The sequence below is a fragment of the Bradyrhizobium quebecense genome, from assembly GCF_013373795.3.
GTDB classification, from domain to species: Bacteria; Pseudomonadota; Alphaproteobacteria; order Rhizobiales; family Xanthobacteraceae; genus Bradyrhizobium; species Bradyrhizobium quebecense.
The window spans coordinates 7,124,852-7,149,477 of record NZ_CP088022.1 but is presented as its reverse complement, the minus strand read 5'-3'; the positions used below and the strand labels follow the sequence as shown (position 1 = coordinate 7,149,477).

The following is a 24,626-nucleotide window of genomic DNA, read 5'->3' as shown; positions in this document are numbered from 1 at the left end:
GCACGGCCTAATCCGCACACGCGCAGGATAGATGGACGTTTGCGCAGCCCGCACAGGCTGGGCGCGCCGCCGATGGAGATTTCGATGAACCTGATTCAGCAGCTCGAAAAAGAGCAGTTCGACAAGCTCGCCGCCACCAAGACCATCCCGGAGTTCGGACCCGGCGATACCGTCATCGTCAACGTGAAGGTGGTCGAAGGCGAACGCACCCGCGTGCAGGCCTATGAAGGCGTCTGCATCGGCCGTTCCGGCCATGGCCTCAACGAGAGCTTCACCGTGCGCAAGATCTCCTACGGCGAAGGCGTCGAGCGCGTTTTCCCGGTGATGTCGCCGATGATCGACTCGATCAAGGTCGTGCGTCGCGGCAAGGTGCGTCGCGCCAAGCTCTATTACCTGCGCAACCTGCGCGGCAAGTCGGCCCGCATCGTCGAGAAGCAGGACCGCCAGACCGCCGTTGGCGAGTAACGTTTCCCTTCAGGGGATGTGACCAAAAGCGCGGGGCCTGCCCCGCGCTTTTTCGTTGCGGCATACCTATCTGATGGACAGGCCCGCGCATCGATCGATTGTCGCGGGCGCAAGCGCTGTGTTAGAAATTTAGAATGGTTCCGGATCAAGCATGCCAGCCCTGCCAGCGCGTCGTGATCGACGATCGCTCGCGGCTGCCCGGCCGCTTCTTCGGACGCTTTGCGACGTCGGCAACATCAGAGCTTACGCGCGCAGCGTAATGCTGCCTGGACGCTGTCGCCTGCTCGCGCGCCGAGACGCGCTTAACGCCATTCACTACTGAATTTCTTCTGGAGCTGAAGCTCATGTCCAAACCGACCACGCTGTACGACAAGATCTGGAACGACCATCTGGTCCACGAGGCCGAGGACGGCACCTGCCTGCTCTATATCGATCGCCACCTGGTGCACGAGGTGACCTCGCCGCAGGCGTTCGAAGGCCTGCGCGCCGCGGGCCGCAAGGTGCACGCGCCCGAGAAGACGCTCGCCGTCGTCGACCACAACATCCCGACCACCGACCGCTCGAAGCCGAACCCCGATCCGGAAAGCATCGAGCAGATGCGGGTGATGGCGGAGAACGCCAAGGAATTCGGCATCGAATATTACAACGAGTTCGACAAGCGTCAGGGCATCGTCCACGTCATCGGCCCGGAGCAGGGCTTTACGCTGCCCGGCACCACCATCGTCTGCGGTGACAGCCACACCTCGACGCATGGCGCGTTCGGCGCGCTCGCGCACGGCATCGGCACCTCCGAGGTCGAGCACGTGCTGGCGACGCAGACGCTGATCCAGAAGAAGGCCAAGAACATGCGCGCGATCGTCGACGGCAAGTTGCCGGACGGCGTGACCGGCAAGGACATCATCCTGGCGATCATCGGCGAGATCGGCACCGCCGGCGGCACCGGCTATGTGCTGGAATATGCCGGCGAGGCGATCCGTGCGCTTTCGATGGAAGGCCGCATGACGGTCTGCAACATGTCGATCGAAGGCGGCGCGCGCGCCGGCCTGGTTGCGCCCGACCAGAAGGCGTTCGACTTCCTGCGCGACCGCCCGAAGGCGCCGAAGGGCGCGGCCTGGGATGCCGCGATGCGCTACTGGGAGACGCTGCGCTCCGACGAGGGCGCGCATTTCGACCACGAGCTCCGGCTCGACGCCGCAAAGCTGCCGCCGATCGTCACCTGGGGCACGAGCCCTGAGGACGTCATCTCGGTGACCGGCTTCGTGCCCGATCCCGACAAGATCGCGGATGAGGCGAAGCGGCTCTCCAAGCATCGTGCGCTGAAATATATGGGCCTAACCGCCGGCACCAAGATCACCGACATCAAGCTCGACCGCGTCTTCATCGGCTCCTGCACCAACGGCCGCATCGAAGACCTGCGTGCCGCCGCGAAGATCGCCGAGGGCAAGACCGTCAACGCCAACGTCAATGCGATGATCGTGCCGGGCTCGGGCATCGTGAAGGAGCAGGCGGAAGCCGAAGGCCTCGACAAGATCTTCCTCAAAGCCGGCTTCGAGTGGCGCGAGCCGGGCTGCTCGATGTGCCTGGCGATGAACCCGGACAAGCTGAAGCCGGAAGAGCGCTGCGCCTCGACCTCGAACCGCAACTTCGAGGGCCGCCAGGGCTTCAAGGGCCGCACCCATCTGGTGTCGCCCGCGATGGCCGCGGCCGCCGCGATCGCCGGTCACTTCGTCGACGTCCGCGACTGGCGGTAAGGTAAGCGCGGTTTTCGCCTCAAGCTCGAGCCGTTTCGGAAACGGCTCGTTAACGGGGCGCACGCACACTGGCTCCTTGCGAACACAAGCTTCGTGGGGAGCCGGACGTGGCCGACAAGAGCGAATTCGTCGACATGATCAGTGAGGCGACGCGGCAGAAGCGACGCCGCGCCGCGCCACGTATCATCGATCCGCTTCCCGAGGTGAAGGAAACCTCGCGCCTCAGCCACTGGCCGCCGGAGCGCTGGACGCAATGGCGGATGGAAAACCTGACGCCGTGGAAGATAAAGTCCTGGAAGCTTAAGAACTGGGACTAGGCTGAAAAAGACGGGCGCCGTGAGGCGCCCGCTGTCGTTTCAGCCCTTACCAATAGACCCCGTACGGCCGCCAGTAATGGCGGTGATGCCAATACGGCCGGCAGATCCGGCGCGGTCCGTAATAGGTCCAGACCACCCGGCAGCGGTGGTGATGGTGGTAGGCCGGGTAATAGTAGGACGATCCGTAGAAGTAGCGCCGGCGATGGAAGTGCCGGCGGTAGCCGTAGCGGTAACCGCCGCCATAGAAGCGGCGGTACCCGCCGTAGTGGCGATGGAAGCCGCCATAGCGATAGCCGCCGTGGAACACCGGCGCGGCGCGGAAACCGCCGCCATGGAAGCCACGAAAACCGCCGCCATGAAATCCGCCACCGCGGAAGCCACCGCCATGAAAACCTCCGCCGCCGTGGCCGTGGCCGCCGCCACCGCCATGCCGAACCTGGGTCGTCATGGCATCGGCCGCGGACTTTGCCGCAGGTACGGTGACTGGGCTCGCCAACGACAGCGCTTCGGCGCGTTGCTGCGAGGCGATCGACAGTGCGAAGACCGCAGCCGCCGCAACACCGAGACGGCGCAGCAGTCCACGCCGCAAAGAGCTCTCCCTCATCTCGGAACCTCCCTGACAACAGCGCTGAGAACCGCGCTGCATGGCAGCCGGCCTCATTGCGTTCATTGCAGTCGCTCCCGGCAGGACGCTAGAAAGCCCTGAGTGAATGCGCCATGAACGCGCGAAACCGTGCGACGAAAAGTCCGAGCGGGAATGTCGACGACGCGCGCAGCGCGGCCGGCTACATCACCAGAACGGGCCGAACCCGAACCCAAAGGTGAACGGTGCCGGCACCGCGTATGGATACGGCCGATAGTAGTAAGGCCGCCCGTAATAATAGGAGCCGTACGGCCGGTAATAGGAATAGGGCTGGTAGTACGGCCGGTAATGGGGCCGGTAGCCGTGGTGATAGTGGTGACGATGGTAATGGCGATGATGGCGCTGCGCGCTGAAGTCGGTCGCCTTGCCCGCCTCCTTCTGTTGTGCCGCGGCGGTTGCCGATGCCGGCGCCGTCAATGCGAATGCACAAGCGACCGCGGCAACACCGATCCATTTCATCATGATCAACTCCTGCAGATTGCGATTGATATCATCTCGGGCGCGCGAATCTGCCGGTTTGATGGCTGGAAACGACAACAGGCCCGCTGCTCACGGGCCTGTGTCTCAACTGCGCTGATACGCCGCGCGATCAGCGGCGCCAGTGGCGACGATGGCCCCAGCCACGGTGATGTCCGCGACCCCAGCCACGGTGCCAGCCATGACCATGACCATAGCGTACCTGCGTGGTCGTCTGGTTCGCGTTGTCCTGAACCGTTGCGGCGGTGCCCGGCGTCGCAAGCGACATCGCGTTCGCGCGCTCGGCCGGCGCCGCCAAAACCAGCACGGCACCGACGGCCGCAAGCCCCAGAACTTTCATCACCTTCATGCGTCTTCTCCTTGATCCCTTGATGCACGTCTTGCAACGACGACTCGGGTTCGAATCGCCCCCCGTTGCCGCGACGCAGATCGCAAGCAGAATGCGGACGACGTGAATGGGATGTGAATGACTGCGCCACGATTGTGAATGCCGCTGGCGCACGCAGGTTCCGACACGGCGCGCGATTTTTCGCGATGATGAGCAAAACCCGGCATAGACTATGGTCGCATCTTGCGTGTCCTCTGTTGCAGGAGATTGCCGTGACACAGACAGGCACACACCGGCGGTTGCTTCGTACTGCAATTGCAACATTCAGCGGTTCAATCATGAACGCCGATGTCGCACTCGCCTCGCAAGGACTGCGCGGCGGCACGGGAACGGCGAGCCATCTCACACAAATGCCGATGGCGGTCGCGGTCTATGGAACGACGGTATTGATCGCCGCCGCGGCACTGATCGGCGCGGCGCGCCGACGTTTGCGCAACTAGAGTTTCGAGCGAAGCGGATAGCGGCTCGCGTCAAGAGAACGCGTCAGAATGATCATCTGGAGTTTCGGTTCTGATTCAATCAGAACCGGCAAATGCTCTAGCCCGGCCGCCAGAAGCAGTTCATGCGCGGCGTGATCACGGTGCCGCTCGGCCGGTGCTCCTGCACATACGTCGCGGTGCAATCGCGCACGGCGTTCGGACCGGGATTGTAACGCGGGATGACATCCGGTTCCCAATGATCGGGCCGCGACCGGTAGATCGGCACCCGCTTCAGCCGGCGGCGCTCGACGACCCGCTCGCGCACGACCGGCGCCGTCTCACCGATGCGCGCTTCGGCCGCCGCGCTCTGTGCCTGCGCCTCTCCGGCCGGAAGCGAAAGCCCGACTGCTACCGCCAACAGCGTTGCCGCCACGATCCGTTTCATCACGCCACCCAAGCCCCATTCTTGAGCCTCAATCCTGGGCCGCACGGTCCCCCATTGCACCGCCAAGGTCAACTGCGCTGGCGCCGGCTGAGCCACTCGCGCTAAAGGAGTGTCATGTGGACCACAGCCAAAGCCCCCTCGCTCGCCGAGATGGAGGCCATGGCGCACGAGATCTTCGAGCGCCTGCCTCCGACGTTCCGGGCCCTCTGCGAGGGCCTGATCATCCGTGTCGACGACTTCCCGACCAACGAGGTGCTCGACGAGATGGACGCCGAGAGCGAGTTCGACCTGCTCGGCCTGTTTCACGGCATCGGCCTGCCGCAGCAGAGCCATGGCGATGTGGCCCGGCTGCCCAACCTGGTCTGGCTCTACCGGCGGCCGATCCTGGATTACTGGGCGGAGCACGACGAGACCCTCGGCCACATCGTCCGCCACGTGCTGATCCACGAGATTGGGCACCATTTCGGCCTCTCCGACGCCGATATGGAGGCGATTGAGGCCGATGCGGGGTAAAGCGTTTTCGAGCGAAGTGGACCCCGGTTCGCGTGAAGAAAACGCGTCAAAACAAGGAAGCTGGAGCCCCCGTTGCCGATCCAATCGGAACGAGGGCTCCAGCTTTGCAGAAATGGCCCTTTTACCGCTGTCACATTCGCGATAAACATCCGGCCCCTATCCCTATTTTTGCCCGGGAAGAGCACCGATGGACAAGTTCACCACGCTGGAAGGCGTCGCGGCACCGCTGAAGATCATCAACGTCGACACCGACATGATCATTCCGAAGCAGTACCTCAAGACCATCAAGCGCACCGGCCTTGGCAAGGGGCTTTTCTCCGAGCAGCGCTACAAGGATGACGGCAGCGCGAACCCCGATTTCGTCCTCAACCAGTCCGCCTATCGCAATGCGAAGGTGCTGGTCGCAGGCGACAATTTCGGCTGCGGCTCGAGCCGCGAGCACGCGCCGTGGGCGCTGCTCGACTTCGGCATCCGCTGCGTGATCTCGACCTCGTTCGGCGACATCTTCTACAACAACTGCTTCAAGAACGGCATCCTGCCGATCCGCGTGACGCAGGAGGACCTCGACAAGCTGTTCGACGATGCCGAGCGCGGCGCCAATGCGACGCTGACCATCGATCTCCCCAACCAGGAGATCCGCGGTCCCGACGGCGGCACGGTGAAGTTTGAGATCGATCCGTTCCGCAAGCACTGCCTGATCAACGGCCTCGACGACATCGGCCTGACGATGGAGAAGAAATCGTCGATCGACACCTACGAGGCCAAGCTCAAGGAGCGCGCCTGGGCATGAGGCTCGGCGTATCATCGCGCCCCGGCACCTTCAGGCGCCGGGGTTTTTCTTTGCCTCTTCGCAGACCAGCTGATAGCTGACGCGCATGCTGCCTGACATCGTCACCTTCTGGCACGGCTCAATGGACGCGCTGCGCCGGACCTGCCTGCGCTCGCAGGTGGCGGCCGGGCACAAGGTGACCATCTACAGTTTCGATCCGATTCCCGGCCTGCCCGACGGCGTCGGCAATGCCGAGGCCGAAGCGGTGCTGCCGCATGCGTTTGCCGAGAAGCTGCGTCCGGCCGAGCGCGACGGTTCGTGGCGCGACTGGACCATCCTGCAATTCAGCGACTTCTTCCGGATTCGGCTGATGACACAGCGCGCCGGGCTCTGGCTCGACGCCGATGTGCTGCTGCTGAAGCCGGTCGTGATCGATCCGGCAAAGCCCTATTTCGCCTGGGAACGGCCGCGGCAGCTCGGCAATTCCGTGCTGTACCTGCCGCCTGACGATCCGATCGTCCGCGCCTTCGAGGCGCTGATGAAACAGGACGAGCTCACCCCGGACTGGCTGGCGCTGCGTCACCGCCTGACCTTTGCGATGCGCCGGCTGCGCGGCAAATCGAACCGCCTTGCCGATATCAGAGTCGCGATCTACGGCCCGGCGGCACTGACCGCGCTCGCGCGCCGCGAAGGCGAGTTGCAGTACGCACTGCCGAAGCGCTCGTTCTACGCGGTGCATGCCGAGCCAAGACTGTTCTTCGAGCCGTCGGATTTTTCGCGCTACCTTGATGATCCCGAAATCATCGGCCTGCACATCTCGCCAAAGGGACGCGGCAAGGAGGCGCCGATCCCCGGCAGCCTCTATGCTTGGGCGACGGAGAGGTTTGGGCGAACTTGAGCCGATTTGATCTGCCGCAAGGTCAGGCTGCGTAGAAGGTCTCATATGGGACGGCCACTCTATGTTGGAGGCACCCATGACCACCGAAGCTCGGATGTACCCTGTCGTCGAGTATCTGATCGATGTGTTCGGCGACTGGCTGAAGCACCGGCGGGAGCTTGGCGAGCTGCGCGAACTGGACGATGCGAGTTTCAAGCAGATCGCAAGCGACCTGCGGGTCAGCCCTGACGACCTCACGGCGTTGGTGCGCAAAGGGCCGCACAGCGCCGACGAATTGCCCAAGCTGCTCATGGCACTCGGAATCGATCAAGAGAAGCTGGCACGCACCGAGTACTTGGTGCTGCGCGACATGGAGCGGGTCTGCAGCTTGTGCAATCATAAGCGACAGTGCGACCATGATCTCGCCGCCGGCACGTCCAGCGCTCACTATCATCAATACTGCCTGAACGCCGCGACGATCGATGCGCTGGGTGAGGCTGCAGGTCGCAAGCCGGCATCGTGATGGTGCGTCGATGCTGAATCAGCACCTCGTCTGGCGCCGTGCATTGCCGATCGTCGTGATCGCGATGGCTGCGCTCTTTCTGCTACGCCTGCATCAGGCCAATGGCGCGGGGCAGCCTTCGGAGAGCATTACCGCCGGGCACCGGCTGGCAGAGGCCTGGTGCATGGAATGCCACGTCGTCGGCCCGATTGCCACGGGCGTGAAGAAAGTGCCGCCGGACTTCATCGCCATCGCCAACCGGCCCTCCACCACCACGCTTTGGCTGAAGGTGTTCCTGAAGACGAGCCACCCGACAATGCCGAACATCATTGTCGGGCCGAGCGAGGCCGATGATCTCGCGAATTACATTATGAGCCTGAAGCGCGACTAAAGCGCGATGAGATCAGGTTGAATCGTCATCGCGCTTCAGCTTCTTGTCTACGCATGATCTCTTCGGAAAACCGCTTCGCAGTTGTCCGGATCATGCTTTAGCGTGCATGTCACGACCGATGATCGTCAATGCCCCATCGCGGCGATCGCATCCGCGATCGCGATGGTGCGCTTCGCCATCTCGACATGCAAGCGCTCCACCATGCGGCCGTCGAGTTGGATCGCGCCGCGCGCGGCGTTCTCCGGCTGTTCGAAGGCGGCGATGATCCTGCGGGCCTCGGCAACCTCGGCCTCGGGCGGCGTGAAGATCGCGTTGCAGGCGTCGATGTGGCTCGGATGGATCAGCGTCTTGCCGTCGAAGCCGAGATCGCGGCCCTGCGCGCATTCTTCCGCGAAGCCGTCGATATTGTTGATGTCGCCATAGGGGCCGTCGAGGATCTCCAGCCCGTGCGCGCGGGTCGCCAGGATGCAATGCGTGATCATCGGGATCATCGCCGCGCGGCCCGGCTTCATCCGGATCCGGGTTTCGCGCGCGATGTCGTTCGGCCCGAACACGAAGCCGGCGAGCCGGACCTCGGGGTCCTTCGATGCCGCGGCAAGCTTGTCGGCGTCGAGCACGGCGCTTGCGGTCTCGATCATCGCCCAGACCCGGATCGAGGCAGGGGCATTGATGTCGCTGAGGCGATCGGCGACCGCGTTGAGATCGTCCACGGTGGAAATCTTCGGAACCAGGATCCCGTCCGGCTGCACCTTGCCGGCCATGCCGATGTCGTCGACCCACCAGGGGCTATCGAGCGCGTTGATGCGGATCAGGACCTCGCGCTTGCCAAAGCCCCTGGCGGCGACCGCCTTGGCGATCTGCTCGCGGGCTGTGGCCTTGGCGTCGGGAGCAACGGAATCCTCCAGGTCGAGGATGATGCCGTCAGCCGGCAAGGTCCGGGCCTTCTCCAGCGCCCGTGCATTCGATCCCGGCATGAACAACAGGCTGCGGCGCGGACGGGTCATCGGCATTCTCCTGGGGGCTCGGGCTCCGCCACTGTCCATTGCTTGGGCATCGGGTGGAACCATCTTTCAAGGCTGCCGTATCATCTCAGGATGCACGCCGAAAGTCTTGTTCCCGTCACCGGCATGTGGTTAGCCAGAGGCCATGAAATTCTTTCCGAAGCAGTTGATCGATGGCTACCGGACCTTCGCGACCCAGCGGTTGCCGACCGAACAGTCGCGATACCGGGACCTGTCCGAGCGCGGCCAGTTCCCCGAGACCATGGTGATTGGCTGTTGCGATTCCCGCGTTTCGCCGGAAGTGATCTTCGATGCCGGCCCCGGCGAGTTGTTCGTGGTCCGCAACATCGCCAATTTGGTTCCGGTCTATCAGCCCGACAGCAACGCGCACGGCGTCTCGGCCGCGCTGGAATATGCAGTGACCGTGCTGAAGGTGAAGAACATCGTGGTGCTGGGCCATGCCCAGTGCGGCGGCATCCGCGCCTTCGTCGACAAGATCAAGCCGCTCACGCCGGGCGACTTCATCGGCAAATGGATGCAGATGTTCATCAAGCCGGGCGAGGTGGTCGAGCAGCGCGACCATGAGAGCATGCAGGACTTCGTCACCCGCATCGAGAAGGCCGCGGTGTTCCGCTCGCTGGAGAACCTGATGACCTTCCCGTTCGTGCGTGAGCGCGTCGAGAGCGGCGAGATGCAACTGCACGGCGCCTATTTCGGTGTCGCCGAGGGCTCGCTGTTCGTGCTCGACCGGGTCGCGAAGGAGTTCATCAGCGTCGCCGATGCCCTGAAGGCCGGCGCGTAGCTACCGCTAGCCATCACCGTGATCGCCGCCCAGGCGATCCGAGAGCGCGAGCAACAGCGCTGAGATCACGAACACCAGGTGCACGGCGACGAGCCAGGTCATCCGCGTGGCGTCGAAGGCGGCATCGATGTTCAGGAACGCTTCCAGCACGTGGATCGCGGAGATCGCGACGATCGACGCCAGCAGCTTCTGCTTCAGCCCGGCAAAATCGATCTTGGTGATCCAGATCGGCCAGTTCGGATTGCCCGACGTGTCGATGCGCGAGACGAAGTTCTCGTAGCCCGAAAAGACCACGATCAGAATGAGGTTGGCGACCAGCGTGACGTCGATCAGCGCCAGCGCATCGAGGATGACTTCCGTCGATTTGTAGCCGGACGCATGCAGGACGAATTCCCAGAGCATGCGCGCGAATTTCAGCAGCAGCACGGCAAGCGCCACCACCAGGCCGACATAGAACGGCGCCATCAGCCAGCGGCTGTTGAACAGCACATATTCGAAGCCGCGCATGATGCGCGGCGTCGGGGGGCTCGATGGGGTGGGAGCCAGCTGTTCCGACATAGTTACGCCACCCTGCGTTGGTCCCCGCCTTTAGGCCGCTTTCTTCTTCGCGGTGATCAGCTTGCGGTTGATCAGGACTTCCGCGATCTGGATCGCGTTCAGCGCCGCACCCTTGCGCAGATTGTCCGACACGCACCAGAACGACAGGCCGTTCTCCACCGTCGCATCCTCGCGGATGCGGCTGATATAGGTCGCGTCCTCGCCGGCCGCCTCATACGGCGTGACGTAGCCGCCGGGCTCGTGCTTGTCGATCACGAGGCAGCCCGGCGCGTTGCGCAGGATATTGCGCGCCTCGTCCGCCGTGATCGGGTTGGCGAACTCGACGTTCACGGCCTCGGAGTGACTGACGAAGACCGGCACGCGCACGCAGGTCGCGGTCAGCTTGATCTTGGGATCAAGGATCTTCTTGGTCTCCGCCATCATCTTCCACTCTTCCTTAGTGTAGCCGTCTTCCATAAAGACGTCGATCTGCGGAATGATGTTGAAGGCGATGCGCTTCGGAAACTTCTTATTGATCAGCTCGTCATTGGTGTAGACGGCCTTGGTCTGCGAGAACAGCTCGTCCATCGCATCCTTGCCGGCGCCCGACACCGATTGATAGGTCGCGACCACGACGCGCGTGATCGTCGCCTTGTCGTGCAGCGGCTTCAACGCCACGACGAGCTGCGCGGTCGAGCAGTTCGGGTTGGCGATGATGTTCTTCTTGGTGAAGCCGGCGGCCGCATCCGCGTTCACCTCCGGCACGATGAGCGGCACGTCGGGGTCCATGCGCCAGGCCGAGGAATTGTCGATCACGACCGCGCCGGCGGCACCGATCCTGGGCGACCATTCCTTGGAAACCGAACCGCCGGCCGACATCAGGCAGATGTCGACATCGGAGAAGTCATAGTGCTCGAGCGCCTTTACCTTGAGCGTGCGGTCTCCATAGGAGACCTCGACGCCGACGCTGCGGCGCGAAGCCAGCACGACGACCTCGTCGGCGGGGAATTTGCGCTCGTCGAGAATGTTGAGCATTTCGCGCCCGACATTGCCGGTCGCTCCGACCACCGCGACTTTGTAACCCATCGTTCACTCTCCGACGAAAAATGCCCGTTCCCCCGCAAGCTGCGGAAAGGGAAGAGGCAGCGCTTCTATGCGAGAAACCCCGTCAAGACAACGTTGCGCAGCTTTTGAGCATTTTGATGCGTTTATTTCGGGCCGATCCGGCCTCGCCCCATCATACGAGAAATCCGTCTGACCTGACGAGTTTCGTCGATGAGGTGTACGCCACGCTCTCCCGGCTGTTCGTCTATGTCGCCGTGCTCGCGCTGTTCGTCGTGCTCGGCACCGATCTATGGAGACAACTGCCGGAAGCAACCGCGATGGCAGCACCTCCTGCTGCAGGCTGGAGCGTAGCCGGCCGCTCGGCGCCGGCTTTCGCTATCAGCAAGATCGATCTTCGAGATAAAACAGATACTTACGAAATCCTCCGGCATCCCGAGGGCGGCCGCAAGGACGTCTTCCGCTGGGCCGACGCCAATGGCGCGCCGGCGGCCGAGCTGGAAATCTACCGCCCCGGCGGCGAGGCGATGGGACCCGCAATCATTGAGACTGCCGGGCGGCTCGACCCCGGCGGCGTCCGCGAGCTCGAGGCCGCCGGCATCGTGGACAGCAAGTTCGGCGGCGTCACCCTGCTGCGCCCGGCGCGACAGGACGGCAGCCGCGCCTGCCTGGGGTTCCTCAAACAGGCTGACGCGCCCGACCTGCGGATGTCCGGCTGGACTTGCCAGGGCGCCAGCCTGCCGGCCCAGCGCGCCGCGATCGTTTGCATGCTGAACCGGCTGACCCTTCTGGCGGCGGGCAACGACCCGCGGCTCGCCGCACTGTTCGCGCATGCCGAGCTGCGGCGCACCGACTGCGTTACCTCCGGCCCGCCCGCTCTGTCGGCCGACTGGGTGATGGGCAGCGAGAACCCGCTTCTGCGCGGCGCGCTTTAGTGGCGAGACCGTGGCAAGGCACTGGTTTTCATGAAACTTTTGCGCTTGGACACGCATTATCTCTGATGGTGTGGCGCAATTGACCTAGTGACGCCCCACCCTCCATGGCTACAATGTGTTCCGAGTGATTTTGGCTGATGCGCCAGCCCCCGATGGGGGCCGTAATGACGAGGATGCGATGACCTTGAAATTCCCTGCCGCGAACAAGCTCGTGGTGTTGCTTGCCGCGGCTGCCGTCACCGCAACCGCGTTTGGCATAACCGCGGCCAGCGCGCAGCAGACCCCGAGCAAGCGCAAGCAGCAAGAGCAGTATGACCGCGACGGCCGCCGCTACTACGGCGCGCAGGGTCCGAACCGGGTCTATCAGCAGGGGCCGCGCACCCGCGTTTACGTCACCACGCGCTCGTGGCTCGACGCCGGCACCGAAGTGCTGCCCGGCGACCGCAAGTTCAACGACTACGCCTATCCGCCGGATGTCGGCTATCCGTCGTTCGCACGCGAGAACAACAACCGCCCGATCGACCGCCAGCCGCTCAGCCCGCCGGCCGACCTCGGCGGCTATCCGCGGAGCTTCCCGCTGTACTGAGAATTTCGGCGAACAGCCGATTCGAAAATGCCCGGCTTCGGCGGGGCATTTTTGTTTTGCTGTCATTCCGGGGCGATGCGGCGCATGCCCCGGCGCGACGATGCAGCCTTACGCGTGCAGCTGCTGCAATTCCTTCAGGATCGCCTCGCCCATCTGCGCCGTGCTGACCGGCGTGGTGCCCTGTGACTTGATGTCGGCGGTGCGCAAGCCGCCGGCGAGCACGGCCGCGATCGCGGCATCGACCTTGTCGGCGAGATCGCCCATGCCGAAGGAATAGCGCAGCGCCATGCCGAACGAGGCGATCATCGCGATCGGATTGGCGAGGCCCTTGCCGGCGATGTCGGGCGCCGAGCCGTGCACCGGCTCATACAATGCCTTGCGCTCCTTGGTCTTGGCGTCCTCCTTGCCGAGCGAAGCCGACGGCAGCAGGCCGAGCGACCCCGTGAGCATCGCCGCGATGTCGGACAGCATGTCGCCGAACAGATTGTCGGTCACGATGACGTCGAACTGCTTCGGCGTCTTGACGAGGTTCATGCCGCCGGAATCGGCGAGCTGGTGCTCCAGCGTGACGTCCTTGTATTCGCGCGCATGGACCTGGGTCATGACCTCGTTCCAGAGCACGCCCGACTTCATGACGTTGCGCTTTTCCATCGAAGTCACCTTGTTCTTGCGCTTGCGCGCCAGATCGAAGGCGACGCGGCCGATGCGCTCGATCTCGAAGGTGTCGTAGACCTGGGTGTCGATCGCGCGCTTCTGGCCGTTTCCGAGATCGGTGATGGTCTTCGGCTCGCCGAAATAGACGCCGCCGGTGAGTTCGCGCACGATCATGATGTCGAGGCCCTCGACCACCTCGCGCTTGAGGCTCGAGGCGTCCGCGAGCGCCGGGTAGCACACCGCGGGACGCAGATTGGCGAACAGGCCGAGGTCCTTGCGCAGCCGCAGCAGGCCGGCCTCCGGGCGCACCTCGTAGGGCACGCTGTCCCACTTCGGACCACCGACCGCGCCGAAGATCACGGCATCGGCCGCATTGGCCTTGGCCATGTCGCCCTCGGAGATCGACACCTTGTGCGCGTCATAGGCCGAGCCGCCGACCAGGCCCTGCTCGGTCTCGAACTTCGCGATGCTCTGCGCATTCAGCCAGTCGATCACGCGCTGGACTTCGGCCATCACTTCGGGGCCGATGCCGTCGCCGGGGAGAAGCAGCAGTTTATGGGTCGCCATGGTCGTTACCTCTAGGTAGCTGTTTGTCGTCATTGCCGGGCTTGACCCGGCAATCCATCCCGCTTCGAAGAAGCCCTTACAAGGTAGATGGATGCCCGGGTCGAGCCCGGGCATGACGAGCGGAGGAAAATCCGGCCGGAGTGCTAAAACGCCCCGGGCAGATTGGCAAGGCGCCTCGGACGGGGCCAAAATGACCCGCAAAGAGCCAGCCGCGCCCCCAAAAGAAGCCAACAAGACGGACCTCATGACCGCAGCCATTATCTACGCCTTCGCCTCGGCCATTTTCCTCGGCGCCGGCGTCGTGCTGGCGCAGCTTGGCCTGCGCACGGTCGAGCCGCTGTCGGGCGCCGCGATCAGCGTGCCGTCCTTCACCCTGCTGTTCCTGGTGCTGTCGCCGCTGATCCTGCATGGCGAGCCGGTGGTCTGGCGCGGCCTGCCGATCTTCATCGCGATCGGCCTGTTCTTCCCGGCCTCGCTGACGCTCCTGACCTTCGCATCGAACCAGGCGCTTGGGCCGGTGATCACCTCGACATTGGGCAATCTGGCGCCGCTGTTTGCGGTCACCGCCGCCGTGGTGCTGCTGCATGAGCCGCTCGCGCCGCAACAACTGATCGGGCTCGTGGTCGCGGTGGCTGGCGCCGCGATCATTACCGTGACCCGGCCCCGCGACCTCGGTCATTGGCGGAGCTGGGCGCTGCTGCTGCCGCTCGCAAGCGCGCTGGTGCGCGGCATCGTGCCGCCGATTGCCAAGCTCGGGCTGGCGATCTGGCCGAGCCCGCTGTGGGCCTGCCTGGTCGGCTATGTCATGTCCTCGCTGGTGGTGCTGACCGTGCAGCGGATCCGCAAGGGCAGCTTCATGGTGCAGGCGCCGCGCGAGGGCCGGTTCTGGTTTGCAATGACCGGGATCAGCAACGGGCTCAGCGCGCTCAGCCTGTTCGCCGCGGTCCGCAATGGCCCCATCACATTGGTGGCGCCGCTCGCCGCGATCTACCCGCTGGTGACCGTGGCGATGAGCGCGATGATGCTCAAGCATGTCGAGATCACCGCGCGGATCGTCGCCGGAACCCTGCTGACCGTGATCGGCGTCGCGCTGGTCCTGATCGCCTGATTGCCCGATACGCAAGACAGTGTTGCTGCCTGTGGCGCTGGGCAGGACCGGTGCGGCCTGCCACAATGCCGGCGTTGCCGGAGTGAATTGTGAGAGCCCCCGCCCCGTCCTACCCGCATCCCGCGCGGCTGATCCTTATTTTGTCGCTCGCACCGACGGTCGGTCTCGGCATCGGCCGTTTCGCCTATTCGCTGGTGCTGCCCGACATGCGCGACTCGCTGGCCTGGTCCTATTCGGCCGCCGGCTTCATGAACACGATCAACGCCGCCGGCTACCTGTTCGGCGCGTTGTTCGCCTCGCGCCTGATCCAGCGCTTCGGGCTGGCCACCTCGGTGCGCTGGTCGACGGTGGCCTGTGCGCTGTCGCTGGCGCTGTGCGCGATCTCGGGCAATTTCGCCGTGCTGAGTTTCGCCCGCCTGCTGGTCGGCTTCGCCGCCGCGATCGGCTTCGTCGGCGGCGGCGCGCTGGCGGCAACCATCGCGCAGTCGCGGCCGGAGCGCGCCAACTTCCTGCTCAGCCTGTTCTACGCCGGGCCGGGCGTCGGCATCCTGGCATCCGGCCTGATCGCGCCCTTCGTGCTGCAGGGTTTTGGCGCCGGCTCATGGTGGATCGTGTGGTGGGCGATGACGCTGCTCTCCGCGATCATGACCGTGCCGCTGATGCTTGCGCCATTCCACGCCAATACTGCCGCGGGCGGCATCGTGCGGACCAAGTTCGCGATCACGCCGGTCCTGATCTACCTCGCCGCCTATTTCCTGTTCGGCGCCGGTTACATCGCCTACATGACCTTCATGATCGCCTATGTCCGCGACGGTGGCGGCGGCGCGGGTGCACAGAGCGCGTTCTGGAGCCTGATCGGCGTCAGCGCGTTCGTCACGCCATGGGTCTGGCGGCGGGTGCTGGCGCTCGACTGCGGCGGGCTCGCGACCACCATCATCCTCGGCGTCAACGCGCTCGGCGCGGCTCTACCGATCTTCGGGCATTCGCCGCTGCTGCTCGCGATCTCGGCGCTGGTGTTCGGCGTCGCGTTCTTCGCCGTCGTGGGGTCAACCACCGCCTTCGTGCGCCTCAACTACCCGCCGGAAGCGTGGCCGACCGCGATTGCGGCGATGACCATCGCCTTCGGCATCGGCCAGACGCTCGGCCCGATCGTGGTCGGCGCCATCACCGACGCCGTCGGCAGCCTGTCATTTGCGCTGAACGTCTCGGCCGCGATGCTCGCGCTCGGCGCGGTACTGTCGGCGTTTCAGAGGAAGGTAACTCCCTGAGTCATTCCGGGGCGATGCGTTAGCATCGAACCCGGAATCTCGAGATTCCGGGTCTGGTCCTTCAGACCATCCCAGAATGACGCTTCGCGTCAGCTCCCGCTGAACGAGTTGTAGCCCTGGTCTTCCCAGTAACCGCCCTTGTAGTCGTTGGTGACTTCCATCGAGAGCACGTATTTCGGGTTCTTGAAGCCGAGCTTGGTCGGCACCCGGATCTTCATCGGGAAGCCGTAGGCGCGCGGCAGGATCTCGTCGCCGAATTTGAAGGTCATCTGGGTCTGCGGATGCAGCGCCGTGCGCATGTCGAGCGGCGAATTATAGCCGTCCTTGTCGGCGCACTGGAACCAGACATATTTGGCGCGCGTGTCGGCGCCGACCAGCTTCAGGAAATCGCGCAGCGGCGTGCCGGTCCAGCTGCCGATCGCGCTCCAGCCTTCGACGCAGATGTGACGCGTCACCTGCTTGACCTGCGGCAGCTTGTACAATTCATCGAGCGTCCACGATTTCTTGTTCTCGACCAGCCCGCGCACCTCGAGCTTCCAGTCCGCGCCTGCAATCTCCGGCGCATCGTCGAGATCGTAATAGGCGTTGAACGGGAACGGCTTGGTGATCATGCTCTCGGGGAAGGTCGGCGCCAGCGCATCCGGATTGAACATCCAGGCCTGCACCGCGTCGTTGAACTTCGAGACCTTCTTCAGCAATTCCTCCGCCGACGACGAATCGACCACGTCGCAGCCGGTCAGCAGCGTCAGCGCACCGAGGCTGGTTCCGGCCGTGATGAAGCGGCGGCGCGTCAGCTCCGGCATCGTCTTCACCGCATCGCGCACGAGCAGCTTCTTGTCGACACCGGGGATCAGGAGCTTGCGAAGACGGCCCATAACACTCTCCCTCAGCGCCCGATGATCATGGCGCGCAGGCTCTTCGGCACCAGCAGCGCGAGCGCGACATGGATCACCAGGAAGGCGACGATCAGCGCCATGCAGGTGAAGTGGACATAGCGGGCGATGTCGTAGCCGCCGAATAGCGATACCAGCCAATGCAACTGCACCGGCTTCCACATCGACAGGCCGGACAGCACGATCACCACGCCGACGGTGATGATGCCGGTATAGAGCAGCTTCTGCACCGAATTGTACTTGCTGAGATCGTCATGCGACAGCTTGAAGGTCAGCGCCGCCTTGGTATCGGCAATCACGCCGCCGGGGGTGATCGGCAGCAGCTTCTTGCGGAAGCGGCCGGTGGCGAAACCGAGCGCCAGATAGATCAGGCCGTTGACCATCAACAGCCACATCGCGGCGAAGTGCCAGAGCAGCGCACCGCCGAGCCAGCCGCCCAGCGTGATGTTCCGCGAGAAGGTGAAGCCAAACAGCGGCGAGGCGTTGTAGATCTGCCAGCCGGACATGATCATCAGGATCATCGCGAATGCGTTGATCCAGTGCACCATCCGCACCCAGACCGGCTGGATCACCTTCGCGGGCGCCGCGGTCTCTGCCTGGTGGTCGCTGACGGCAAGGCTCGTCATGGAATGTCTCTGCTCGTGGTCGTTACCGGCTTATACGCCCGGAACCGGCGTTCCGTTACCGGGGCGTGCATCATCAGTTCGATATACGCCACTTCATATGGTCACAAAAATGCGAGCCGGGGCGAGGCTCCGGCTCGCGGTCTCGTAAGGCGTTCAGGGACTAAATCGGCCCGCCGGGTGTTAAGTCGCCGGCATCAGCACGGTGTCGACCACGTGGATGACGCCGTTCGACTGGTTGACGTTGGAGATCGTCACCATCGAGGTGCCGCCCTTGGCATCGACGATCCAGACCTTGCCGTCCTGCTTCTTCACGGTCAGTTCCTCGCCCTCGGCGGTCTTCAGTTTCTTGCCGTCGGTGAGGTCGGAGGCCTCGAGCTTGCCGGGCACCACATGGTAGGTGAGGATCTTGGTCAGCGTCGCCTTGTTCTCTGGCTTCACGAGATTGTCGACGGTTCCGGCCGGCAGCTTGCCGAACGCGGCGTTGGTCGGCGCGAACACCGTGAACGGGCCCTTGCCTTCCAGCGTGCTGACCAGGCCGGCGGCCTTCACCGCGGCGACGAGGGTGGTGTGGTCCTTCGAATTGACGGCGTTCTGGACGATGTTCTTGGACGGGAACATCGCGGCGCCACCGACCATCACGGTCTTTTCCTCGGCGCGGACTGGCGCCACGACGGTGGCAGTGATCGCAAGCGCGCTGAAGGCGGCGGCGGCAAGATAGGCAATACGCTTCGACATGGTTCGTCTCCCGATGGGTAATCCGGCCGGCTCGGTCTCCGCCGGCGATGAAGGGGCAACAACGGCGCGTGTTGATTGGTGTGCGTCGTCGTTGGCCTGAGCTACGGGGGGTTTTCCGGGCGGTTTCCGGAAATAACTCTTTGTGATTCTTGAAACCGGTTGGCGCGCGCTTCGTACATGTGGCGCTTCACGCAGCCGTCGCGCATTCCATTTAACGGAATGGACAGGTGCGCTGCCGCGAGCAATTTGCTTGCCGCCCCTGCCTGATTGGTTCAGCCTGAGATTGCGGCGCAGCTTCACAACGGGCGGTAGTGGGGAGAAGCAATCATGAGCAGCATCACGGCTGACGGCCGCGCCGCGCCTGCGGCGAACGATGCCAGCAGCGACATCGGCCCGCTCGAGCAAAAGCACCTGCAATACGCCAACTACCGCGCCGTCGCCGGCAGCACCGAGCTGACGAAAACCCATTGGCACATCGCCACCGCCAATGCGCTCGGCTGGGGCTTTGACGGCATGGACGGCGTGATCTTCGCGCTGATCTCGCCGATGGTGATCAAGGAATTCCAGCTGAGCCTGCCGGAATATCGCTCCGGCATGCAGATCGCGCTGTTCGTCGGCATCGCCGGCCTCTATTTCTGGCCCTGGCTCGCCGATCGCTACGGCCGCCGCACGCTGCTCGCGGTCAACATCGCGCTGTTCTCGCTTCTGATGCCGGTCGCGGCGCTGTCGCCGACCTTCACGGTCTTCGTGATCGCGCGTTCGCTGCTGTTCTTTGCGCTCAACGGCGAATGGTCGCTCGGCTCGATGCTGGTGGCGGAAACCTGGCCGGCCCGGCTGCGCGGGCGCGTCATCAGCATCACGCGCTCGGCCTGGTGCCTCGGCGCCACGCTCGCCGGCGCGATCACCGGGCTGGTTGCTGCCAATTACGGCTGGCGCATCGCCGTGATGGTGCCCGGCGTGATCGCGCTGCTCGCGATCTATATCCGCTCCACCTGTCCGGAATCGCCCTATTGGGTGCGCGCGCAGGATCGCAAGCGGCGCATCTCGGAGACGCTGGCGCGCGGCGGCACGGTCAAGGACGACGACAGCGCCTGGTTCGGCAAGGCCCAGTCGGTCGGCATCCGCCAGGTGTTCATGCCCGACGTGCTGCCTTCAACATTGGTCGCGCTGTTCGTGGCCTGCGCCAGCACCTGCATCTATGGCACGGTCGGCGCCTGGATGCCGCTTTACCTCTCGACCGAGAAGCATTGGTCCACCGCGGAATACAGCCTGTTCTACGTGTTCTATGGCCTGTGCGGCTTCCTTGGCCTGTGCCTGGTCGGCTGGCTGATCGACAAGATCGGCCGCCGCCGCACCTTCATCGTGACCCTGATCGAGGGCGCGATCTTCATGACGCTCTGGGTCTATTCCGAGGACCGCGCCCTGCTGTGGGCGTTCGGGCTCGCCTGGTGTCTCGGCTTCCTCGGCTTCTGGGGCCCGAGCACGACGCTGACGGCGGAGATCTTCCCGACCCGGATCCGCGGCGCCGCCAACGGCGTGGTCTGGGCGATCGCCTATTTCGTCGGCTTCGTGCTGTTTCCCTTCGTCTCGATCGCGCTCCAGCAGCGCACCGGCTCGTTCGCGCTGGCGTTCCTCTGCATCCCCGTGCTGATGATCGCGATGGCGATCGGCGTGTACCTGTTCGTGCCGGAGCATTCCGGCAAGGAGCTGAACGAGATCAGTGAGTGACGTGGATCGCAGATGGGCCTGTCCCGGATTACGCTTCGCTGCATCCGGGCTGCGCACATCAACCTCCCTTGGGTTCACGACACAAGTGCAACACCTGCTAGGGTGTTGTGGCGATGGGACAATGTTATGGCCAGCTCAGCCTTGAAGAGCGCGTTGAGATTTACCGCCTGCATGTAGGCGGTAAATCTCAAAACGATATTGCGTCTGCGCTTGACCGCGCGACGTCGACGATAAGTCGGGAGCTGAAGCGCAACTCGCGGCCTACCAAGGTCTGGAAGGGCGGTTACGAACCTGTCCGGGCTCAACAATTAGCCGAACGTCGGCGACGGCAGGATGGCCGCTTCAAGCTGGCGCGCCAGCCGGCCCTGCGGGACTGCGTCGGCAAAAGCCTTGCGATGGGACATTCGCCGGAGCAGATCGCTGGTCGACTGGCGCGAGAACATGGTCGCGTCATGATCAGCCACGAGTCAATCTATCGTTTCATCTATCATTGTACGGCCCAGAAGGATTACTGGCACCGCCTGCTGCCGCGCCATAAACTCAGGCGAGGGCGCCGGCGACGCCCAGGCGGCAGCCCTGCCAGCTTCATTAAACAACGGCGCTCGATCGATGAACGACCCTCCGAGGTCGAAGGCCGCGGGACGCCGGGTCATTGGGAAGCCGACTTCATGCTGTTCGCGCGATATGGCCAAGGATTGCTGGTTCTCCACGAGCGACAAACTCGCTTCAGCATCGTGCTGCACCCACGCGATCGGAAAGCTGTCCTCACCGCTCGGACCATCGCCCGTCAACTCGGCAAGCTTCCACAGGCGATCCGTAAAACCATCAGCTTCGACAACGGAACCGAGTTCGCCGAGCATCACAGGCTTCACAACGCCCTCGGCGTCCAAACCTTCTTCTGCGATCCCCATAGTCCCTGGCAAAAAGGCGGCGTGGAAAACTCCATCGGGCGCTTACGACGCTCTCTGCCACGCAAAACTGACCTCAGGTTCATCACGGCAGCCGCCCTCAGGCGCCTCGCTCAGCGCCTCAACGATACCCCACGCAAATGCCTCGACTTCAAGACCCCCGCCGAGGCATTCTCCAAACTCAAATCAATCGTTGCACTTCAAACGTGACTCCATCTCCCCTTGAAAAGGGAGGTCGCTTTGCTCCCAAGAGCAAAGCGGGTGGGGATCTGCTCTCTCCGCAGACAGTATCGCCTGCGGCTGATCCCCATCCCGACCTTCCCCCTTGCAGGGGGAAGGAGAAGACCCGGCGCGCCTAATCCCTGTTCGTCGGCGTCTGAATAAATCCGCGATTGTGCGTCGGGCTGATCAGGATCTCGTTCATGCAGACCCGCGCCGGCATGCTGGCGACGAAGGCGATGGTGCGGCCGCAGTCCTCGGGTTGCAGCATCCTGGCCTGCTCGGCTTCGCTCGGCACCACCGGCCGCTGCTTCAGGATCGGCGTCGCCACCTCGCCGGGCGACAGGCAGCAGGCGCGCAGCCCGTTAATGCATTCGTCCATGTTGAAGGAATGGGTCAGCGCCAGCACCGCGTGCTTGGTCGTGGTGTAGGCCGGGCCGGGCATCTTCGAGACGTGGCGGCCGGCCCAGGACGCGACATTGATGATGCAGCCGTCCTGCTGCTTGCGCATCGTCGGCAGCACCGCACGCATGCAATAAAGCACGCCGTTGAGGTTGACCTCGACCAGCTTGTCCCAGCCTTCCAGCTCCATGTCGGCCCAGCTGCGCTTCGGCACGTTGATGCCGGCGCTGTTGACCAGAAGGTCGATGCGGCCGTGCTTGGCGACGATCGCCTCGGCGGCCTTGTTGACGTCGGCCTTGTTGCTGACATCGAGCGGGATCGCCTCGGCCTTGCCGCCCTTCTTCGTGATGTTGGCCACCACGCGGTCGAGCTCTTCCTTGCGGCGGCCGGAGACCACCACCGTCCAGCCGTCCGCAGCCAGGAATTCCGCCCCGGATTCGCCGATTCCGGTGCCGCCGCCGGTGACCCAGGCCACGCGTTTCCCATTATTTGTCATGCAAACTGTCTCCGTTGCTTTCCGAAGGGCGTTTTTGCTAATCCAACCGGACCTTTACCGGCGCTTTCGCCCCTCAGGGGATGTTGCATGAACACGACCACCAACGCCAACCTGTTTTCCCGCCTGTTCGACGGCCTCGACGACCCCAATCGGCTGGCGATCGAGCAGCTCGACGGCAGCCGCATCTCCTATGGCGACCTGATCGCGCGCGCGGGCCAGATGGCGAACGTGCTGGTGGAACGCGGGGTCAAGCCGGGCGACCGCGTCGCGGCGCAGACCGAGAAATCGGTTTCGGCCCTGGTGCTCTATCTCGCCACCGTGCGCGCCGGCGGCGTCTATCTGCCGCTCAACACCGCCTATACGCTGAACGAGCTCGAATACTTCATCACCGATGCCGAGCCGGCGCTGGTGGTCTGCGATCCTTCCAAGCTGGAGGGCATCAAGGCGATCGCCGCCAAGGTAGGCGCCAAGGTCGAGACGCTCGACCCGACCGGCAAGGGCTCGCTGACCGAGGCGGCCGACAAGGTGCCGAAGGAATTCGTCACCGTACCGCGCGGCAATGACGACCTCGCCGCGATCCTCTACACGTCGGGCACCACCGGCCGCTCCAAGGGCGCGATGCTCTCGCACGACAATCTGGCGTCGAATTCGTATTCGCTGGTCGACTACTGGCGCTTCACCGACAAGGACGTGCTGATCCACGCGCTGCCGATCTATCACACCCACGGCCTGTTCGTGGCGAGCAACGTGACGCTGTTCTCGCGCGCCTCGATGATCTTCCTGCCGAAGTTCGATCCGGACGCGATCTTGAAGCTGATGGCCCGCGCCACTGTGATGATGGGCGTGCCGACCTTCTATACCCGCCTGTTGCAGAACCCCGGCCTGAACAAGGACGCCACCAAGCACATGCGGCTGTTCATCTCGGGCTCCGCGCCGCTGCTCGCCGACACCCATCGCGAATGGTCTGATCGCACCGGACATGCCGTGCTCGAGCGCTACGGCATGACCGAAACCAACATGAACACTTCCAACCCCTATGACGGCGACCGCGTGCCCGGCGCCGTCGGCTTCGCGCTGCCCGGCGTCTCGGTGCGGGTCACGGATCCCGAGACCGGCAAGGAGCTTCCGCGCGAGACGATCGGCATGATCGAGGTCAAGGGCCCGAACGTGTTCCAGGGCTACTGGCGGATGCCGGAGAAGACCAAGGCCGAATTCCGCGGCGACGGCTTCTTCATCACCGGCGACCTCGGCAAGATCGACGGCAAGGGCTATGTCCACATCCTCGGCCGCGGCAAGGATCTCGTGATTTCCGGCGGCTTCAACGTCTACCCGAAGGAGATCGAGAGCGAGATCGATGCCATGCCCGGCGTGATCGAGTCAGCCGTGATCGGCGTGCCGCATGCAGATTTCGGCGAAGGCGTCACCGCCGTTCTGGTCTGCAGTAAGGGCGCCGATATCAGCGAGGCCTCAGTGCTGAAGGCGCTCGACGGGCGGCTCGCCAAATTCAAGATGCCCAAGCGCGTCTTCGTGGTCGACGAATTGCCGCGCAATGCGATGGGCAAGGTGCAGAAGAACGTTCTGCGGGATACCTATAAGAATATCTATTCGAAGGCTTGAGGAAAGAGGGATTTCGCGAGGGAACGATGAACCGCGAGTATGCCGAGAGGATTTGTCTACAAATCTTCGACGCTTTGGACGCAATGTACGAGGCTGAAATGGCCATCGCTGGGCTCGGCAAGCAGGAACGGACCCGATTCCATCATTCGGTTCAAGAGGTCATTGCGGACCTCGAGGACAAGCTTCTCCTTCCGATTTGCGAACAATATCCGGACTTGCTGCCACCCACCGAGGAGCGGAAGCCAAGCATACTCTTCAGCGAACTGGCATGGAGCGAGGTGAAGCTTCCGTCTTCAGTGACCGAAGATCAGCTCGACGAGGTCATCTTGTCGCTTCTGAGGCCGCGGTGGCGGAAGGTCGTGTGGTTCGTGACCATTGCAGAAGAACGCTACAAGGAGCTCGGCTGGGCGATCAGTCATGAAGCGACCGCGGCGCGCTTGAAGGTGCTCTCCGATATGGATCGTATCGAAGGGGTCGGCGACATGCGGTACTGGGGCAACAGCGAGGTCCGGTTGAAGGACTAAG

31 protein-coding genes are annotated in these 24,626 nt (G+C 63.8%); 18 read left to right on the top strand and 13 right to left on the bottom strand.

What is annotated here, in order from left to right:
* Positions 1 to 84: 84 nt before the first annotated feature.
* Positions 85 to 465, top strand: coding sequence for a 50S ribosomal protein L19 (rplS, locus tag HU230_RS34360; RefSeq protein ID WP_050402537.1), 381 nt, complete (start codon positions 85 to 87; stop codon positions 463 to 465).
* A 145-nt stretch (positions 466 to 610) separates the two neighbouring features.
* Here the strand turns inward: rplS and HU230_RS34355 are convergent, their stop codons facing one another.
* Positions 611 to 781, bottom strand: coding sequence for a hypothetical protein (locus HU230_RS34355; protein WP_176534381.1), 171 nt, complete (start codon positions 779 to 781; stop codon positions 611 to 613).
* 28 nt (positions 782 to 809) lie between these two features.
* Between HU230_RS34355 and leuC the strand changes: the two genes are divergently transcribed.
* The gene (gene leuC / locus HU230_RS34350; RefSeq protein ID WP_176534382.1) at positions 810 to 2,216 is read left to right on the top strand and encodes a 3-isopropylmalate dehydratase large subunit; all 1,407 of its coding nucleotides are present in this window, start codon (positions 810 to 812) and stop codon (positions 2,214 to 2,216) included.
* Positions 2,217 to 2,323: 107 nt separating this feature from the next.
* Entirely contained in the window at positions 2,324 to 2,533 is a 210-nt protein-coding gene (locus HU230_RS34345) for a hypothetical protein (RefSeq protein WP_092121493.1), read from the top strand.
* Between the two features lie 46 nt (positions 2,534 to 2,579).
* On the opposite strand, the gene HU230_RS34340 is transcribed toward HU230_RS34345, so the two are convergent.
* From HU230_RS34340 to HU230_RS34330, 3 genes are all read right to left on the bottom strand, one after another.
* Complete coding sequence (locus HU230_RS34340; RefSeq protein WP_176534383.1) at positions 2,580 to 3,137, bottom strand: hypothetical protein; 558 nt, start codon at positions 3,135 to 3,137, stop codon at positions 2,580 to 2,582.
* A gap of 186 nt (positions 3,138 to 3,323) precedes the next feature.
* Positions 3,324 to 3,638 (bottom strand): hypothetical protein, encoded by a 315-nt coding sequence (locus HU230_RS34335; protein WP_176528451.1) that lies wholly within the window; start codon positions 3,636 to 3,638, stop codon positions 3,324 to 3,326.
* Between the two features lie 127 nt (positions 3,639 to 3,765).
* Positions 3,766 to 4,002, bottom strand: coding sequence for a hypothetical protein (locus HU230_RS34330; protein ID WP_176534384.1), 237 nt, complete (start codon positions 4,000 to 4,002; stop codon positions 3,766 to 3,768).
* A gap of 251 nt (positions 4,003 to 4,253) precedes the next feature.
* On the opposite strand from HU230_RS34330, the gene HU230_RS34325 reads away from it, so the two are divergent.
* Positions 4,254 to 4,481 (top strand): hypothetical protein, encoded by a 228-nt coding sequence (locus HU230_RS34325; protein WP_176528452.1) that lies wholly within the window; start codon positions 4,254 to 4,256, stop codon positions 4,479 to 4,481.
* Positions 4,482 to 4,578: 97 nt separating this feature from the next.
* Here HU230_RS34325 and HU230_RS34320 read toward each other — a convergent pair whose 3' ends face one another.
* Positions 4,579 to 4,905 carry a hypothetical protein gene (locus tag HU230_RS34320; RefSeq protein WP_176534385.1) on the bottom strand — a complete coding sequence of 109 codons (327 nt, stop codon included), beginning with the start codon at positions 4,903 to 4,905 and terminating at the stop codon, positions 4,579 to 4,581.
* A gap of 114 nt (positions 4,906 to 5,019) precedes the next feature.
* On the opposite strand from HU230_RS34320, the gene HU230_RS34315 reads away from it, so the two are divergent.
* From HU230_RS34315 to HU230_RS34295, 5 genes are all read left to right on the top strand, one after another.
* A complete protein-coding gene (locus HU230_RS34315) occupies positions 5,020 to 5,418 on the top strand; it encodes a metallopeptidase family protein (RefSeq protein ID WP_176534386.1) in 399 nt (132 codons plus the stop codon).
* A gap of 187 nt (positions 5,419 to 5,605) precedes the next feature.
* Positions 5,606 to 6,208 (top strand): 3-isopropylmalate dehydratase small subunit, encoded by a 603-nt coding sequence (gene leuD, locus HU230_RS34310; RefSeq protein ID WP_176534387.1) that lies wholly within the window; start codon positions 5,606 to 5,608, stop codon positions 6,206 to 6,208.
* 85 nt (positions 6,209 to 6,293) lie between these two features.
* Positions 6,294 to 7,085 (top strand): glycosyltransferase family 32 protein, encoded by a 792-nt coding sequence (locus HU230_RS34305; protein WP_176534388.1) that lies wholly within the window; start codon positions 6,294 to 6,296, stop codon positions 7,083 to 7,085.
* 76 nt (positions 7,086 to 7,161) lie between these two features.
* A complete protein-coding gene (locus tag HU230_RS34300; RefSeq protein ID WP_176534389.1) occupies positions 7,162 to 7,587 on the top strand; it encodes a hypothetical protein in 426 nt (141 codons plus the stop codon).
* Positions 7,588 to 7,597: 10 nt separating this feature from the next.
* Entirely contained in the window at positions 7,598 to 7,957 is a 360-nt protein-coding gene (locus HU230_RS34295; protein WP_176534390.1) for a c-type cytochrome, read from the top strand.
* 125 nt (positions 7,958 to 8,082) lie between these two features.
* Here HU230_RS34295 and HU230_RS34290 read toward each other — a convergent pair whose 3' ends face one another.
* Positions 8,083 to 8,961 (bottom strand): HpcH/HpaI aldolase/citrate lyase family protein, encoded by an 879-nt coding sequence (locus HU230_RS34290; RefSeq protein WP_176534391.1) that lies wholly within the window; start codon positions 8,959 to 8,961, stop codon positions 8,083 to 8,085.
* Between the two features lie 142 nt (positions 8,962 to 9,103).
* Between HU230_RS34290 and HU230_RS34285 the strand changes: the two genes are divergently transcribed.
* Positions 9,104 to 9,760: a carbonic anhydrase gene (locus HU230_RS34285; RefSeq protein ID WP_176534392.1), complete on the top strand. Its 657-nt coding sequence runs from the start codon at positions 9,104 to 9,106 to the stop codon at positions 9,758 to 9,760.
* A 6-nt stretch (positions 9,761 to 9,766) separates the two neighbouring features.
* Here HU230_RS34285 and HU230_RS34280 read toward each other — a convergent pair whose 3' ends face one another.
* Complete coding sequence (locus HU230_RS34280; protein ID WP_176534393.1) at positions 9,767 to 10,318, bottom strand: TIGR00645 family protein; 552 nt, start codon at positions 10,316 to 10,318, stop codon at positions 9,767 to 9,769.
* Positions 10,319 to 10,348: 30 nt separating this feature from the next.
* A complete protein-coding gene (locus HU230_RS34275; RefSeq protein WP_092121443.1) occupies positions 10,349 to 11,383 on the bottom strand; it encodes an aspartate-semialdehyde dehydrogenase in 1,035 nt (344 codons plus the stop codon).
* A 116-nt stretch (positions 11,384 to 11,499) separates the two neighbouring features.
* Here HU230_RS34275 and HU230_RS34270 point away from each other — a divergent pair, with 116 nt between their 5' ends.
* Together HU230_RS34270 and HU230_RS34265 are read left to right on the top strand one after the other, a co-directional pair.
* Entirely contained in the window at positions 11,500 to 12,294 is a 795-nt protein-coding gene (locus HU230_RS34270) for a hypothetical protein (RefSeq protein WP_176535290.1), read from the top strand.
* Positions 12,295 to 12,472: 178 nt separating this feature from the next.
* Positions 12,473 to 12,880, top strand: a complete 408-nt coding sequence (locus HU230_RS34265; RefSeq protein ID WP_176534394.1) for a hypothetical protein — start codon at positions 12,473 to 12,475, stop codon at positions 12,878 to 12,880.
* Between the two features lie 108 nt (positions 12,881 to 12,988).
* Here the strand turns inward: HU230_RS34265 and leuB are convergent, their stop codons facing one another.
* Positions 12,989 to 14,101, bottom strand: coding sequence for a 3-isopropylmalate dehydrogenase (leuB, locus tag HU230_RS34260; RefSeq protein WP_176534395.1), 1,113 nt, complete (start codon positions 14,099 to 14,101; stop codon positions 12,989 to 12,991).
* Between the two features lie 244 nt (positions 14,102 to 14,345).
* Here leuB and HU230_RS34255 point away from each other — a divergent pair, with 244 nt between their 5' ends.
* Together HU230_RS34255 and HU230_RS34250 are read left to right on the top strand one after the other, a co-directional pair.
* Complete coding sequence (locus HU230_RS34255) at positions 14,346 to 15,209, top strand: EamA family transporter (protein WP_176534396.1); 864 nt, start codon at positions 14,346 to 14,348, stop codon at positions 15,207 to 15,209.
* Between the two features lie 89 nt (positions 15,210 to 15,298).
* Entirely contained in the window at positions 15,299 to 16,477 is a 1,179-nt protein-coding gene (locus HU230_RS34250) for a YbfB/YjiJ family MFS transporter (protein WP_176534397.1), read from the top strand.
* 89 nt (positions 16,478 to 16,566) lie between these two features.
* Here the strand turns inward: HU230_RS34250 and HU230_RS34245 are convergent, their stop codons facing one another.
* The 3 genes from HU230_RS34245 to HU230_RS34235 form a co-directional block, all read right to left on the bottom strand.
* Positions 16,567 to 17,352: a molybdopterin-binding protein gene (locus tag HU230_RS34245; RefSeq protein ID WP_176534398.1), complete on the bottom strand. Its 786-nt coding sequence runs from the start codon at positions 17,350 to 17,352 to the stop codon at positions 16,567 to 16,569.
* 11 nt (positions 17,353 to 17,363) lie between these two features.
* Positions 17,364 to 17,996, bottom strand: coding sequence for a cytochrome b/b6 domain-containing protein (locus HU230_RS34240; protein ID WP_176534399.1), 633 nt, complete (start codon positions 17,994 to 17,996; stop codon positions 17,364 to 17,366).
* A 180-nt stretch (positions 17,997 to 18,176) separates the two neighbouring features.
* On the bottom strand, positions 18,177 to 18,731 hold the full coding sequence (locus tag HU230_RS34235) for a fasciclin domain-containing protein (RefSeq protein WP_176534400.1): 555 nt from the start codon (positions 18,729 to 18,731) through the stop codon (positions 18,177 to 18,179).
* A 327-nt stretch (positions 18,732 to 19,058) separates the two neighbouring features.
* Between HU230_RS34235 and HU230_RS34230 the strand changes: the two genes are divergently transcribed.
* Entirely contained in the window at positions 19,059 to 20,459 is a 1,401-nt protein-coding gene (locus HU230_RS34230; protein ID WP_176534401.1) for an MFS transporter, read from the top strand.
* 113 nt (positions 20,460 to 20,572) lie between these two features.
* On the top strand, positions 20,573 to 21,577 hold the full coding sequence (locus HU230_RS34225; RefSeq protein ID WP_176534402.1) for an IS30 family transposase: 1,005 nt from the start codon (positions 20,573 to 20,575) through the stop codon (positions 21,575 to 21,577).
* A gap of 145 nt (positions 21,578 to 21,722) precedes the next feature.
* On the opposite strand, the gene HU230_RS34220 is transcribed toward HU230_RS34225, so the two are convergent.
* Positions 21,723 to 22,484: an SDR family oxidoreductase gene (locus tag HU230_RS34220; RefSeq protein ID WP_176534403.1), complete on the bottom strand. Its 762-nt coding sequence runs from the start codon at positions 22,482 to 22,484 to the stop codon at positions 21,723 to 21,725.
* An 87-nt stretch (positions 22,485 to 22,571) separates the two neighbouring features.
* Here HU230_RS34220 and HU230_RS34215 point away from each other — a divergent pair, with 87 nt between their 5' ends.
* Positions 22,572 to 24,101, top strand: coding sequence for a malonate--CoA ligase (locus tag HU230_RS34215; RefSeq protein ID WP_176534404.1), 1,530 nt, complete (start codon positions 22,572 to 22,574; stop codon positions 24,099 to 24,101).
* 26 nt (positions 24,102 to 24,127) lie between these two features.
* A complete protein-coding gene (locus HU230_RS34210) occupies positions 24,128 to 24,625 on the top strand; it encodes a hypothetical protein (protein ID WP_176534405.1) in 498 nt (165 codons plus the stop codon).
* Position 24,626: the final 1 nt, after the last annotated feature.